This window comes from Pontibacter burrus, assembly GCF_010686685.1.
Taxonomy (GTDB): domain Bacteria; phylum Bacteroidota; class Bacteroidia; order Cytophagales; family Hymenobacteraceae; genus Pontibacter; species Pontibacter burrus.
The window spans coordinates 169,411-183,724 of sequence record NZ_JAAGWD010000001.1 but is presented as its reverse complement, the minus strand read 5'-3'; the positions used below and the strand labels follow the sequence as shown (position 1 = coordinate 183,724).

At 46.4% G+C, this 14,314-nt stretch carries 12 protein-coding genes; 7 read left to right on the top strand and 5 right to left on the bottom strand.

Annotated features, from left to right (window positions below; genetic code table 11):
* Window position 1: 1 nt before the first annotated feature.
* From rfbB to GXP69_RS00940, 5 genes are all read left to right on the top strand, one after another.
* On the top strand, window positions 2-1,051 hold the full coding sequence (gene rfbB / locus GXP69_RS00960; RefSeq protein WP_163911150.1) for a dTDP-glucose 4,6-dehydratase: 1,050 nt from the start codon (window positions 2-4) through the stop codon (window positions 1,049-1,051).
* Between the two features lie 178 nt (window positions 1,052-1,229).
* The gene (rfbA, locus tag GXP69_RS00955) at window positions 1,230-2,099 is read left to right on the top strand and encodes a glucose-1-phosphate thymidylyltransferase RfbA (protein WP_163911147.1); all 870 of its coding nucleotides are present in this window, start codon (window positions 1,230-1,232) and stop codon (window positions 2,097-2,099) included.
* A gap of 16 nt (window positions 2,100-2,115) precedes the next feature.
* Entirely contained in the window at window positions 2,116-2,850 is a 735-nt protein-coding gene (locus GXP69_RS00950; protein ID WP_204281875.1) for an acetolactate decarboxylase, read from the top strand.
* Between the two features lie 111 nt (window positions 2,851-2,961).
* Window positions 2,962-3,675 (top strand): endonuclease/exonuclease/phosphatase family protein, encoded by a 714-nt coding sequence (locus GXP69_RS00945; RefSeq protein ID WP_163911144.1) that lies wholly within the window; start codon window positions 2,962-2,964, stop codon window positions 3,673-3,675.
* Window positions 3,676-3,937: 262 nt separating this feature from the next.
* Window positions 3,938-4,828, top strand: a complete 891-nt coding sequence (locus GXP69_RS00940; protein WP_163911141.1) for a restriction endonuclease — start codon at window positions 3,938-3,940, stop codon at window positions 4,826-4,828.
* A gap of 4 nt (window positions 4,829-4,832) precedes the next feature.
* Here GXP69_RS00940 and chrA read toward each other — a convergent pair whose 3' ends face one another.
* A complete protein-coding gene (chrA, locus tag GXP69_RS00935) occupies window positions 4,833-6,002 on the bottom strand; it encodes a chromate efflux transporter (protein WP_163911139.1) in 1,170 nt (389 codons plus the stop codon).
* A 71-nt stretch (window positions 6,003-6,073) separates the two neighbouring features.
* Window positions 6,074-7,057: an isopenicillin N synthase family dioxygenase gene (locus tag GXP69_RS00930; protein WP_163911137.1), complete on the bottom strand. Its 984-nt coding sequence runs from the start codon at window positions 7,055-7,057 to the stop codon at window positions 6,074-6,076.
* A 102-nt stretch (window positions 7,058-7,159) separates the two neighbouring features.
* Between GXP69_RS00930 and GXP69_RS00925 the strand changes: the two genes are divergently transcribed.
* Complete coding sequence (locus tag GXP69_RS00925; protein ID WP_163911133.1) at window positions 7,160-7,993, top strand: hypothetical protein; 834 nt, start codon at window positions 7,160-7,162, stop codon at window positions 7,991-7,993.
* 1,020 nt (window positions 7,994-9,013) lie between these two features.
* Here GXP69_RS00925 and floA read toward each other — a convergent pair.
* The 3 genes from floA to proS all read right to left on the bottom strand — a co-directional run bounded on the left by floA (window position 9,014) and on the right by proS (window position 12,929).
* Window positions 9,014-10,006: a flotillin-like protein FloA gene (gene floA, locus GXP69_RS00920; protein WP_163911130.1), complete on the bottom strand. Its 993-nt coding sequence runs from the start codon at window positions 10,004-10,006 to the stop codon at window positions 9,014-9,016.
* Window positions 10,007-10,011: 5 nt separating this feature from the next.
* The gene (locus tag GXP69_RS00915) at window positions 10,012-10,500 is read right to left on the bottom strand and encodes an NfeD family protein (protein ID WP_449578163.1); all 489 of its coding nucleotides are present in this window, start codon (window positions 10,498-10,500) and stop codon (window positions 10,012-10,014) included.
* Window positions 10,501-11,450: 950 nt separating this feature from the next.
* Window positions 11,451-12,929: a proline--tRNA ligase gene (proS, locus tag GXP69_RS00910; protein ID WP_163911126.1), complete on the bottom strand. Its 1,479-nt coding sequence runs from the start codon at window positions 12,927-12,929 to the stop codon at window positions 11,451-11,453.
* A gap of 184 nt (window positions 12,930-13,113) precedes the next feature.
* Between proS and GXP69_RS00905 the strand changes: the two genes are divergently transcribed.
* Window positions 13,114-14,286: a hypothetical protein gene (locus GXP69_RS00905; protein WP_163911123.1), complete on the top strand. Its 1,173-nt coding sequence runs from the start codon at window positions 13,114-13,116 to the stop codon at window positions 14,284-14,286.
* The last annotated feature ends 28 nt before the right edge of the window (window positions 14,287-14,314 follow it).

Below are 14,314 nucleotides of genomic sequence, written 5' to 3'. Positions count from 1 at the left end.
CATGAAGATATTAATAACAGGCGGAGCAGGCTTTATCGGCTCGCATGTGGTGCGGTTGTTTGTAAACAAATACCCTAACTACCAGATCTATAACCTGGACAAGCTCACTTATGCCGGTAACCTGGAGAACCTGACAGACATTGAGCACAAGGAGAACTATAGTTTCCTGAAAGGTGATATAACAGACGCGGCTTACCTGGACGAGATTTTTGGCAACTATAAGTTTGATGCTGTTATTCACCTGGCTGCCGAGTCGCATGTGGACCGCTCTATTGCCGATCCGCTGGCTTTTGTGCAAACTAACGTAATTGGCACCGTAAACCTGTTGCTTGCGGTTAAAAAGCACTGGGCTGATGATCTGGAAAAGCATTTGTTCTACCACATCTCTACCGACGAAGTATATGGCTCACTGGGCGAAGATGGCTTGTTTACCGAAGAAACGCCTTACGACCCGCGCTCGCCTTATTCAGCTTCCAAAGCAAGTTCCGATCATTTTGTGCGTGCCTGGTATCACACCTATGGCTTGCCGGTAAAGATATCCAACTGCTCCAACAACTATGGCCCGAACCATTTTCCTGAGAAGCTGATTCCGCTGGCCATCAACAATATCAAAAACGAGCGCCCGGTGCCGGTTTATGGCAAAGGCGAAAACGTACGCGACTGGCTTTATGTGTTAGACCATGCCCGCGCCATTGATGTGATCTTCCATAATGGCAAGGTTGGTGATACTTATAACATTGGCGGTATCAACGAGTGGAAGAACCTGGATCTGATCGAACTGCTCTGCGATGTGATGGACGAAAAACTGGGTCGGGAAAAAGGACATTCGCGCAAGCTGATTACGTTTGTAAAAGACCGTGCCGGCCACGACCTGCGTTACGCGATAGATTCATCTAAACTGGTAAACGAACTGGGCTGGAAACCATCGGTTACGTTTGAAGAAGGCCTGAGCAAAACTGTAGACTGGTATCTGGAAAATAACGAGTGGCTGGAGCACGTGACCAGCGGCAACTATACGCATTACTACGAAGAGCAGTACACCAACCGATAGGTTGTAAATTGTTAAATTGTTTAAGGTTAAATTGTTGGTTTGCTATAGTTAACCCACCCCTAACCCCTCCGAGGAGGGGAATTATACTTCTTACCAAGTCCCCCTTTGAAGGGGGTAGGGGGATGACAATCGCTGTCAGAATCAACCATTTAACCTTCAACCATCAAGCCATCAATAAATGAAAGGAATCATACTTGCCGGGGGCTCCGGAACCAGACTTCACCCGCTTACACTGGCTGTTAGCAAGCAGCTGATGCCGGTGTACGACAAGCCGATGATTTATTACCCGCTCTCAACACTGATGTTGGCCGGTATTCGTGAGATTCTGATCATCTCCACACCGCACGATCTGCCGATGTTTGAGCGCCTGCTGGGTGATGGCTCACAGATTGGATGCAGGTTCAGTTACAAGGTGCAGGAAGTGCCCAACGGACTGGCGCAGGCCTTTGTAATAGGCGAGGAGTTTATTGGCAAGGATAAAGTAGCACTGGTACTGGGCGATAACATCTTCTATGGTTCGGGTATGAGCAAGCTGCTGCAGGCCAATAACAACCCTGATGGCGGTGTGGTATATGCCTACCACGTGCACGACCCGGAGCGCTATGGGGTGGTGGAGTTTGATGCCAATAACAAGGCGGTTTCTATTGAAGAAAAGCCCGCAAATCCGAAATCTAACTATGCCGTGCCAGGTCTTTACTTTTATGATAACGATGTAGTAAGTATAGCCAAGAGCCTGGAGCCAAGCGCACGTGGCGAGTACGAAATTACGGACGTGAACAAAGAGTATCTGCGCCGTGGCAAGCTTAAAGTAGGCATCCTAAACCGTGGCACAGCCTGGCTGGATACCGGTACCATTCAGTCGCTGATGCAGGCGGCTACCTTTGTGCAAGTAATAGAAGAGCGGCAAGGCCTGAAGATCGGCTGCATTGAAGAAGTAGCCTGGCGTATGGGCTTTATCTCCGATGAAGAACTGAAAGCTGTGGCAGAACCGCTCCGCAAAAGCGGCTATGGTGAGTACCTGCTGAGAATGCTGAAAGAGAAACGCTAAACTATAGAAACGCCCCATGAACTTCCGCCACCTTATCACTGCAATCGCTGCCTATACTATAGTTGTACTGTCTGTTGGCTGTGCTACAACTATAGAAAAGAACCAGCCCGATACAACTGTGCAGGTAGTAGGGGCTATGCGCAATGTGATGTGGAAAGGAGAGTTGCAGGGAACTATAGCATTAGACACTATCGAAGACAAGGAGCATTTGTACGGACTAGGGCCAGTGGAGTACCTTTCCGGTGAGCTTCTGATTGTAAATGGCAAATCCTACAAATCCACTGTCGTGTCGGAGGCGGAGATGCGTGTGGAAGAGACCTTTGATGTAAAAGCGCCTTTCTTTGTATATGCCAACGTGCCCGATTGGAGAGAACAGCCACTGCCCGACAGTATCCGAACTATGAGCCAACTGGAAGCTTTCCTGGATCAGGCCACGAAACAGGCAAGAAGGCCGTTTGCTTTCAGGTTGGAGGCTACTGTCGATAGTGCCCAGATACACATCGTAAACCTGCCCAAAGGTACCCAGGTCAGCTCGCCCGACGAAGCCCACCAGGGGATGACAAACTATAGTTTGGAGAACCAGGAGGTAGAGATTGTTGGCTTCTTCTCGACAGAGCACAAAGCTGTTTTTACGCACCACGACACGTTCCTGCACATGCACCTTATCACCAAAGACAAAAAGCAAATGGGCCACCTCGACAATCTGCACCTTCATCCGGGAACGGTTAAGCTTTACTTGCCGGTGGAGTAGAGTTCGGGTTCAGAAGTAAATTTAGTGCTAACCTGGCAGGCTAACTGCATTGATATATCTATAATTCTATATGTTTAGTAGAATACATACTTATGTGACTGCACCCGATAGATGAAAATCGTAACCTGGAATTGTAATGGCGCTTTAAGAAATAAATTTCAGCATCTACTGGAATTTGAAGCTGACATCTACATAATCCAGGAATGTGAAAGTCCAGAACAAGTGCATCATGAGGGATACGCTGAGTGGGCTAAAAACCATCACTGGATCGGGGATAGCAAGAACAAAGGGCTTGGCATATTCGCTGCTGAACACATCAAGTTAGAGCTTCTTAAATGGAGCAATCTTTATACTGACCACACTGTTAAGTATTTTCTGCCCTGCTTAGTAAATGATAGCTTTCAGCTGCTTGCAGTGTGGGCACACCAGAACAACTCTCCTAACTTCGGGTATATCGGCCAGTTATGGAAGTATCTGCAGGTAAATAAGCAGAACTTCGGGAAGGTAATCATTGCAGGAGATTTTAACAGCAATACAATCTGGGACCAGTGGGATAGATGGTGGAATCATTCGGATGTAGTAAGGGAACTACAGGAGCTGGGAATAAACAGCTTGTATCATAAGCATTTTAAGGAGGATCATGGAAAAGAATCCATACCTACATTCTTTTTAAATAGAAAGTCCGAAAGGCCATATCACATTGACTATGTGTTTGGCAGCAGGGAGTTCGAAAATACCTTAACAAAAATTGAAATTGGCAATTCAGAGCAATGGTTAAAGATCAGTGATCATTTGCCATTATTATGCGAATTTGAGCAAGTGTAAAATCAGTTAACCGCTCGCATAGTTATAAGTACTTCTCCACAAACAACTATAGTTCAGAAGCCATTTTATTACATAAACATCGACAAGATCTTTGAAGGATAAGTACAGACGGCGGTAGAGCAAAGTAATGAGTTTATCCCTATCTTAGTACTAAACTATATTTAATATTTTCTAAATACTATATTTGGTGTAGCGCAGAATGTTAGTTGTTCTTTAAGATGAATACTACATATCCAAATCAGTAAAGAGGCTGTCAAAATAAATGAGTCAAAGTCAAGAAATCCCTAAGTTTTACGAAACTTTCAATCCAATTTTAGAAGTTTTATCTAATCGCGAGGTTATACATACTCGCGAAATGCAAAAGAGAGTAATTGATAAATATTACTCACATCTGTCAAAAGAACTTCTTGAAGAAAAGACTAAATCGGGGGAGATCTTAATAAATAACAGAATTGCTTGGGGGAAATCTTACTTAAAGAAAGGTGGATTTATCCATTATCCTTCACGTGGCAATGTTCAAATAACTGATAAAGGCCTGTCTCAAAAGTCTAAGTTAAGTTTAAGGCATTTAGAGGAAGAAACTTCTATGTTAGACTTCTATCAAACTGAAAATGATAAAAAGCCAACAGAAATAAAGAAGATTTCCAATGCATCTCCACAAGATCTTATAGATGAAGGTTTTAATAAAATAGAAATAGAAATTAAGAATGACCTTCTCGAGAAGTTGAAAGTCATTGATCCTTATTATTTTGAGAAAGTTATCTTGATACTTCTGAAAAAGATGGGATATGGAGATTTTATAGAAACAGCAAAGTCTTCTGATGGAGGAATAGATGGTATTATAAATGAAGATAAGCTTGGGCTCGATAAAATCTACATACAAGCAAAAAGATTTACTGAAAATAAAGTTAGAGAAAAGGATATCAGAAACTTTATCGGAGCAATGAGTGGAGACACAAATAAAGGTGTATTTGTTACCACTTCACTATTTGATAAAGGCGCTGTAGAGAAAGCTAAAAATGCCCATCATAAAATTATATTGATTGACGGCAATAAGCTCGTTGATTTAATGCACGAGTACAATGTTGGTGTGCAGGTTAAGGCAACTTATGAAGTTAAGCACTTAGATGAAGACTTCTTTGTTGAGCAATAATTCCCTACAACACAAATCCCAACAACAAGCCAGTTAAGATAAGTACCGGAGCAGGAATGCGCGTGAACATCAGCAGCCCAAACGTGGCTACTACTATACCGAAGTTAAGCAGCGTGTTATCAATGGGGTGGTAGAGCATGATGGCGGCGGCTACTACCATGCCGGAGCTTACAGCGCTGATGCCTTCTAAAGATGCCCGCACTACGCGGTACTTCTTAAGCTGGTCCCAGAAGCGGATAACGAAGAAGATAAGAAAGGTGCCCGGCAAAAAGATACCCACCGTAGCCACAAATGATCCTAAAAACTGCCCTGCAACACCATACTCGCGCATTGCCAAGTTCCCTACAAAGGATGTAAAAGAAAAAGTCGGACCTGGCAAGGCTTGTGCTATGGCGTAACCAGACAGAAACTCCTCGCCGGTGAGGTAGCCTTTAAACTGCACAAACTCGGTATACATTAGCGGTACCAACACCTGCCCGCCACCAAATACCATGCTGCCGTTACGGTAAAAGTTCTCGAATAACCTGACCGGCAACGACGAAGTGGCCCCACCCAAAGCAGCCGCCAGCACAAACACCCCTACATACAGTAAGAAGTTAGCCCATTGTATATGCAGGCGCTTATCCAACTCGCGTGGGTGTTGTTTAAAGCGCAAAGCCGTAACGGCACCACCGGCAACCAGCAACAGCGGGTAAACCCACGGCGACCGGAAAAAGTACGACAGTACCGCCGAAACCACCATAAGCCCGATAGCTACCTTCGTGTTCACTACTTTTACACTGATCTTCCAGGCAGCATAGGCTACAAACCCAACCGCCATGGGCAGTATGATCCGTAGAAAATGAAGTGAAATGTTGTTCTCCTGCAGGTACGATATCACAAAACCTGCCAGTGCCATAATAGTAGCCGCAGGTGTTATCCAGACAAGCAGTGTTAGATAAGCCAGGTTTGGGCCGCCAATTCGGAAACCAATAGCAGTTATAGTTTGGGTGGATGTAGGGCCAGGCAAAATCTGGCAAAGCGCGTTAAGCTCGATGAGCTCCTGATCGGTGAGGTAGCGGCGCTTTTCTACCAGCAGCTTAAACATCATAGCGATATGTGCCTGCGGCCCCCCAAATGCGGTAAGGGCAAGAAGCAACACGTCTTTCAGAAAGATGTAGTAGCGCAAGCTCATAACGGGTAAAAATAAAAAAAGAGAGACAGCTTCTACCTATCTCTCTTTTAAATATTTTAAAATATTAATACTTAAGCTTTTTTAAGGCCAAGTTCTATCAAACGCTCATTCAGGTATTCGCCTGCTGTTGCATCCGGGTAAGCTTTCGGGTTCTGCTCATCTATGCAGCTCTCCAGGCAGGTCAGGTCCATTTCGGAGCGTGGGTGCATAAAGAACGGAATAGAGAAACGGGATGTGTTCATGAGCTCGCGCGGCGGGTTAACCACACGGTGAATCGTAGACTTCAGCTTGTTGTTGGTTAAGCGTGCCATCATATCGCCCACGTTTACTACTACCTGCTCCGGCAACGCTGTAATCGGAATCCAATGGCCATCGCGGCGAAGTACCTGCAAACCGTCGGCACTAGCTCCCATCAGCAACGTGATCAGGTTAATATCACCGTGTTCAGCTGCACGTACAGCATCGGCTGGTACGCTGTCCGGGTTCTCGATCGGGAAGTAGTGAATAGGGCGCAGAATGCTGTTGCCGAATTTTACCTTCTCATCGAAGTAGTTTTCTTCCAGCCCAAGGTGTATAGCAATAGCGCGCAGTACTTCTTTGCCGGCCGCTTCCAGTTTACGGTAAGCTTCTAAGGTTACTTCTTTAAATTCTGGTACCTCCGTTGGGAAGATGTTTTCCGGATATTCTGCTTTGATTGGGTCGCTGTCCGGAATATCGCTTAGTTCCTGGCCAACGTGGTAAAACTCTTTTAAGTCGCCGGTGTTAAAGCCTTTTGCTTTCTCTTTAAACTTACCAACATAGCCACGCTGTCCGGCTAGTTCCGGCTCTTCATATTTCTGCTTAACTTCATCAGGTAAGGCAAAAAACTTTTTGGTAGCAGCATACAGCCTCTCAGTCAGCTCATCGCTCAGGCCGTGGTTACGGAGGGCAATAAATCCAATATTCTGGTACGCTTCACCCAACTGTTTCACAAATCGAGCCCTTCTTTCAGCGTCACCTGACGTAAAATCCGCTAAGTCCAAAGACGGAATTTCGTCGAACAAAATTTCACTCATATTATTTTGCTGTATACTTTTTTGTGTTAATCACGTAGTTCGCAATATACGAAAAAAATAAATTCACTAACTTAGCTGGATTGCTAACCTAATATCTAACAGATGAAAAAAACCTACTTAGGCCTGGCAGCCGCCCTTTTGCTGGGCTTCTCGGCGTGCGATACCGCCAGACAAACGCAGGATAACGAAACTCCTGTAGTTACTACCACCTCAACTGGCCCTACACCCGCCGGAGCAGTAATGAGCAAAGACGGATTGCGCGTTTATGCTTTCGACGATTCACAGCAATACCCTGAATCGGCTTTGCGCCTGAACACACCACCTGCAGGTGGCCTTGTAGAGCCTGGTCCGGTAGAGTTTAACTACAGCCTGTCGAACTACCAGCTTACCCGCATGACGCCGCACTCTAACGCAGAGCACATGGCTAACTCGCATGAGGGTCAGCACATTCACAACATAGTTGATAATGAGCCATATACGGCGCATTATGAGACTACGTTCACAAAAGAATTATCTGAAGGCGATCACGTTATCCTTTCGTTCCTGTCTCGCTCTTACCACGAGAGCCTGAAGCACAAAGGCGCTTACGACCTGCGCATTGTTACAGCCGGTAAGCCAGCAGAGCGCATGAACTTCGACCTGAAAGCACCACACATGTTCTACAGCCGCCCTAAAGGTGAGTATGTTGGTAAGGATACCGAGAAGATCATGCTTGATTTTTACCTGGTGAACACTGAGCTGAGCACTACTGGTAACAAGGTACGTGCGACTATAAACGGAACTGAGTTTATGCTGGATCGCTGGTTACCATACATTATTGAAGGCCTGCCAATGGGTGAGTCAACTATAAAGCTGGAGTTACTGGATAACAATGGCAGTGTAGTACCTGGCCCATATAACACAGTTGAGCGTAAGATTACGCTGAAAGAAAGTTAAGATTTACAGTCTTTAACATAAATAAGAAAGCCGGTGCTGTTACAAGTACCGGCTTTCTTATTTTTAGTTAATCGCAGTCGAGACATCTTATTTGGCCTATAGTTAACTATAGTTGCTACTTGCCACAAGTAGTTTATGCTATAGTTACCACTTATCCTGGGAGCTCTACAAGCCTACCGTTTTATAGTTGCTTTGGTGCGCTCACGGCCGCGGGGCCCTGTCTTCGGGCATCGCGCGGTGTACATTTCTTTTGTTCCTACGTCACAATGCCTTTCGGCACCAGAAATCTACAAGGCGCTCAACCCAAAGACTGAAATCTTTCGATAGCTACAGCTATAGTTTGATCTATGGCTATAGTTCTGTAGCCTTTTCGTGGTAGTAGTTCCTTATGGACAGGTAAACCTGCCCTGCTCATGGTCTGTAACTATAGAACTATAGCTGCAACTAAAGCAAAGGCAACTATTCCCCTCTCGGGAGGGGGCAGGGGTGGGTTAATTGCCAACTATAGTACTAACTATAGCAACAGCTCAAAGTCCCCCTTCGAAGGGGGTAGGGGGTCACAAGCGCTAGCTATAGAAAGATAGCCTAAACTATAGCATCGACAGAAACTGCCCCTTGAGGACAAGTGAGAATGGGAGTTCGAAGCTTGCGAGCGTAGCTCACAGGGGTGTTGCGACAGTAGCTATAGAACCATAATTGCAACTATAGCAACATCCCAAATCCTGATTCAGACAAATTCCTGTCCTTTCTGGTCCAGTTGCGTTACAAACTTAACCCTATCGTTTGACGCAAGTTATAAACCCGCGGCAGCGAAATGAATTACTGCGGCAACTATAGAACTACAGCAGAACCTCCTTTCCCTGTTTGGGGGGACTCTCGACAAAAGGGGAAGGGTTGAAACTATAGCAACAACTTAATCTTATGAATCTGAAAAATCCCCAAATCACTGGTCCCCGTGCAAATAAAAAAAGCCGGAACATAACATGCTCCGGCTTCTGAAACTATAGGATAACTATAAAGTTACTCTTTTGGTTTATTAGGGTTGGTGCTGCCCTGATTAGGGTTGGCAATAGAGTTGCGCATATCCGTATCAGACTGGATGTTCTGCATCTTATAGTAATCCATTATGCCCAGGTTGCCGCCACGGAAAGCTGCTGCAATAGCCTGTGGTATTTCTACTTCAGCCTGGATAACGTTGGCACGGGCAGCCTGCGCTCTGGCTTTCATTTCCTGCTCTTCGGCAACGGCCATGGCACGGCGTTCTTCAGCGCGGGCTTCGGCTACTTTCAGGTCAGCATTGGCTTGGTCTATCTGTAGCTTGGCACCAATGTTTTCTCCTACGTCCACGTCGGCAATGTCGATCGATAAGATCTCGTAGGCGGTTCCGGCATCAAGGCCTTTCTGCAGTACCAGTTTCGAGATCATATCCGGGTTCTCGAGTACGCCTTTGTGCGATGCAGAAGAACCGATAGAGGTTACGATACCTTCGCCAACACGAGCAAGAATTGTTTCTTCACCGGCACCACCCACCAACTGCATAATGTTGGCGCGCACGGTAACACGTGCTTTGGCTATCAGCTGAATACCGTCCTGCGCTACAGCGGCTACGTTAGGTGTGTTAATTACTTTCGGGTTAACTGATGTTGTAACGGCCTCAAACACATCGCGGCCTGCCAGGTCGATAGCTGTTGCCTGTTTAAACGATAGCGGAATGTTGGCTTTGTCGGCAGAGATGAGGGCTTTGATAACATTGGGCACATTACCGCCTGCCAGGTAGTGTGTTTCGAGCTCAGAAGTAGTAACAGCTATGCCCGCTTTGGTGGCGTTGATCATCGAGTTTACGATCAGGCTTGGCGGCACCTTACGGATACGCATAAACACCAGTTCCAGCAAACCTACGCGTACGTTAGAGAATTGTGCTGTGATCCAGAGGCTGATCGGTACAAAGTATAAAAAGATCATGAGCAGGATAAGGGCTCCTGCTATCAGAAAAAGAACGGATAGGTTTTCCATTTGGCTTAGGTTACTGCTTCTACTATTATTTTATGTTGATTTAACTTAATGATGCGTACTGTCGTGTTGGAAGAGATAAATTCACCTTTGCTCTGTACCTCGTGGCGCTGTTCATTAAACATGGCCATGCCTTGAGGACGAAGCGCTGATACGGTTATGCCTGTTTCTCCCAGTTGCAGATTATGCTGGTATTCTTCATTTACGCGGCTGTCGATGCTTTCTTTCAGGGCAAACCTGTTCCAGGAGTCTCCCCGGAAACTATAGAAAAAAGCTACTCCAGATACCAGTACAGTTAGCCCAAGTATGATATGGCCGATGGGGGTGCCAAGCGTGGCGTAGCCGAACCAGATGCCAATACCTGCCAGCACAAATCCAAGGATACCAATAAGGGTAGTACCCGGTATAAACACCAGTTCAACAATAATCAGGACGAGCCCGATCACGATCAGCAATATTACGGTTACCCACTCTAGCATCATACGCAAATGGCTTATTAGGTAAATATAGCATTTTTTAGATGAAACTCTGCAATGCCTCAGCTAAATAGCTTATGTTATTTTACGGATTTCTGAAATAGGTTATGGTTAATCAGGTAGGTGTTTCTATGAGATTAAGGCTGATTTTTGTTGTTGTATATCTGATAGAACTACTTCTCTGCTGGATTTTAAGGCTATAGCTTCTCTTTTGTCATGTAGAGCGTTAGTCGAGACATCTTATGCGTCTTATAGCTAACTATAGTTACTACATGACACAAGCAGCTTCTTTCATAGCCACTACTGATCCTGGGAGCTTTACTTACCAATTGTGCTATAGTTACTTTGGTGCGCTCCCGGCCGCGAGGCCCCGTCTTCGGGCATCGCGCGGTGTACCTTTCTTTTGCTCGTCCCTCGCCATGCCTATCGGCACCGGAACCTCTCGAGGCGCTCAACCCAAAGACTGAAATCGCTCGATAGTTAAGCTATAGTTTATTTCAATAGCTATAGTGCTGTAGCCTTTTCGTGGTTATAGTTTCTTGTGTCAGGTTGCGCCTGCCTGTTCGTGATCTGTAACTATTGAACTATATCACAAGCTGTAGCTGTGGCAGCAATTCCTCTCTCGGGAGGGGTAGGGGTGGGTTAATGCTAACTATAAAACTGAAGCCCAAACTATAGCAACGACTAAAATCTCCCTCTCCTAAGAACAGGAGAGGGTTGAGGTAATCATTGACTACCGAGAAGCGATTTCAGAGGTAGCGAGCAGAGGCCTGAAGTGGACCACGTTAACTATAGACCCATATCTCCAACTATAGCAATCGTCAGAAATCCTGAAAACCCATTAATCCTGTAAATTCTGATTCAGACAAAAAGTAGAGTTTAAAAACAAAAACCGCCACTCTCCAGTCAGGGAAGTGGCGGTTTGAAAATATAGATTGCCGATCTAACAATCAGCAATAAACTATTAACAATTAATACGCTTTGGCAAAATACACGCGTTTCTTGCTAGGCTTGCCGGTAATCATGTCTACACCTTCTTCTTCCGGGGTGGCCAGGGCAATGCAACGTATAGTAGCTTTGGTTTCTTCTTTTATGCGCTCTTCTGTTTCAGCGGTGCCGTCCCAGTGCGCCAGTACAAAGCCTCCTTTGGTTTCCAGTACTTCTTTAAACTCCTCATAAGAATCTACCGAAGTAGTGTGTTCTTCACGGAACGCCAGCGCCTTGTTGTAGATATTCTCCTGAATCTCGTCTAACAACGCCGGGATATAGTTTGCCAGGTTATCGAACTGCTGTGTGCTTTTCTCTTTCGTATCGCGACGGGCAACTTCGGCAGTTCCGTTTTCCAGGTCGCGGGCTCCGATGGCGATGCGTACCGGCACACCTTTCAGTTCCCACTCTGCAAACTTAAAGCCTGGGCGTTCGGTGTCGCGGTCGTCAAACTTCACGCTGATGCCCTTGGCCATTAGCTCGCGCTTCAGTTGGTTCACTTTCTCCGTGATCTGCGCCAGCTGTTCATCACCTTTATAGATCGGAACTATAACCACCTGGATTGGAGCCAGCTTTGGAGGCAGCACAAGTCCTTCATCATCCGAGTGAGCCATTACCAGCGCACCCATCAGACGTGTACTTACGCCCCACGATGTTCCCCAAACGTGTTCCAGGCCACCGTCTTTCGTTGCAAATTTCACATCGAAAGCCTTGGCAAAATTCTGGCCCAGGAAGTGCGATGTACCCGCCTGAAGCGCTTTTCCATCCTGCATCAAACCTTCAATGCAATACGTGTCGAGGGCGCCGGCAAAACGCTCGCTTGGTGTTTTAACACCTCTTACAACCGGAAGCGCAATGTATTGCTCTGCAAAAGTGGCGTACACTTCCAGCATCTGTTCAGCTTCTGCAATTGCCTCTTTATCAGTGGCGTGTGCAGTGTGGCCTTCCTGCCATAAGAACTCGGCAGTTCTTAAGAACAGGCGCGTACGCATTTCCCAGCGCACCACGTTAGCCCACTGGTTTACCAATATAGGCAGGTCGCGGTAGCTCTGTATCCAGTTTTTGTACGTGTTCCAGATAACGGCTTCAGAAGTAGGTCGAACAATCAGCTCTTCTTCCAGTTTAGCATTAGGGTCTACACGAAGTTTTCCTGGTTTGTCCGGGTCGTTCTGCAGGCGGTAGTGTGTTACAACAGCACACTCTTTGGCAAAGCCTTCGGCATTCTGCTCTTCGGCCTCGAACAGGCTTTTGGGCACAAACAGCGGGAAGTATGCATTTTCGTGGCCGGTAGCCTTAAACATATCGTCCAGCTGGCGTTGCATCTTCTCCCAGATGGCGTAACCGTATGGTTTGATAACCATACAACCACGCACGGCGGAGTTTTCAGCAAGGCCTGCTTTCTTCACCAGTTCGTTATACCATAAGGAATAATCTTCGCTTCTTTTTGGTAGCCCTTTGCTCATTTTTTTAATTATTTATTGTATATTCTTAATTAAAGATGTTTTTGGAATAATAATTGCTATTGATTCAAATACAGTTTAGACATCAATACAGCTCAAAATTACGTTAATATATTATACTATTGATAAGGTTTTGCGCCATTGTGTTTATATCTTTGATATAGAAGAAGTTTTACACCAGAAGGCCATGAAAAAGTTTTCCATTTATACGATAATTCCGGCATTGTCTCTGTTGGCGGTGGGTTGTAGCGGCCCAGGTTCAATGCAGTCTTCGGAGTACGATGATATGTACTATAGCTCTGCCGACAGAACGGAGTATGTGCAGCCAGCCGATGAAACATACGCAGCGCAGCAAAACCAGGGAGCAGAGCAGGAAGCTGTTCAGAGCCAGGAATATGCAGCGCGCAGTAGCGATATTACCAGTAATTATTACGCCGACGAGGATTACGACTATTATGATGGCCGTGAATACAACCCGCGTGATAACTGGTACCGCCCGAATTATTCTTTTGTAGATCCGTACTGGGGGCAAGATGTATATACAAGCAGTTATTACCACCACCCAAGAAGCTACCGCTACCGATACGCTGACCCATTCTACGATCCGTTTTATTACGATCCTTTCTTTTATGATCCTTATGGATACAGGCCTTACTGGGGAAGTGGTTTAAGCATATCTATCAGCTATAATTATGGTTGGGGAGGCTATTACAACCGCTGGAACCCATACTATGGCTATGGCCGTTATTATAACCCATGGTCGCCGTACTATGGTGGTTACTACGGTGGCTACTATGGCCGACAGTATGTGTATGATTACCCTGGCTACGCACCGTTGCGCAAAGTACAGTATGGCCCGCGCGACAGCCGTGGTGGTACAGTAACAGAACGCACACGTACCGAGCGTGGTAACCTGAACGAGAGCCGAGAGCAGCGCGCCGTGTATGGCCGCCCAAGCAGAGCAACAGAACGTGTTAACAGATCAACTACCGAGGAAGGTAAAGAAGTGATCACTACGAGACCAGGTCGTGATGCGAGCCGTCCGCGTGATACAGGAACTACCCGCCAGCGTGTAGAGCGTTCCAGCCAACCGCAGGAACAGCGCACACAACCGGCCCGTCAACAGGAGCAGCGTGTGCAGCCTGCCCGCCAGCAGGAGCAGCGCCGAACTACCCGCGAGAGCACAAGCACACCACAACGCCGTGAATACCGTCAGGAGCAACGCAGCACCGAATCAAGACCTGCACCAACGCGCACTTATGAGCAACGCGAGACCCGCAGATCAGAGCCGGCGCGTAGCAGTGGTAGTAGCGGAAGCAGCAGCGGCGGCGGCAGTGGCCGGCCACCACGGGGTAATTAAAAACCTATCGATTAAGTAACAGAACCAC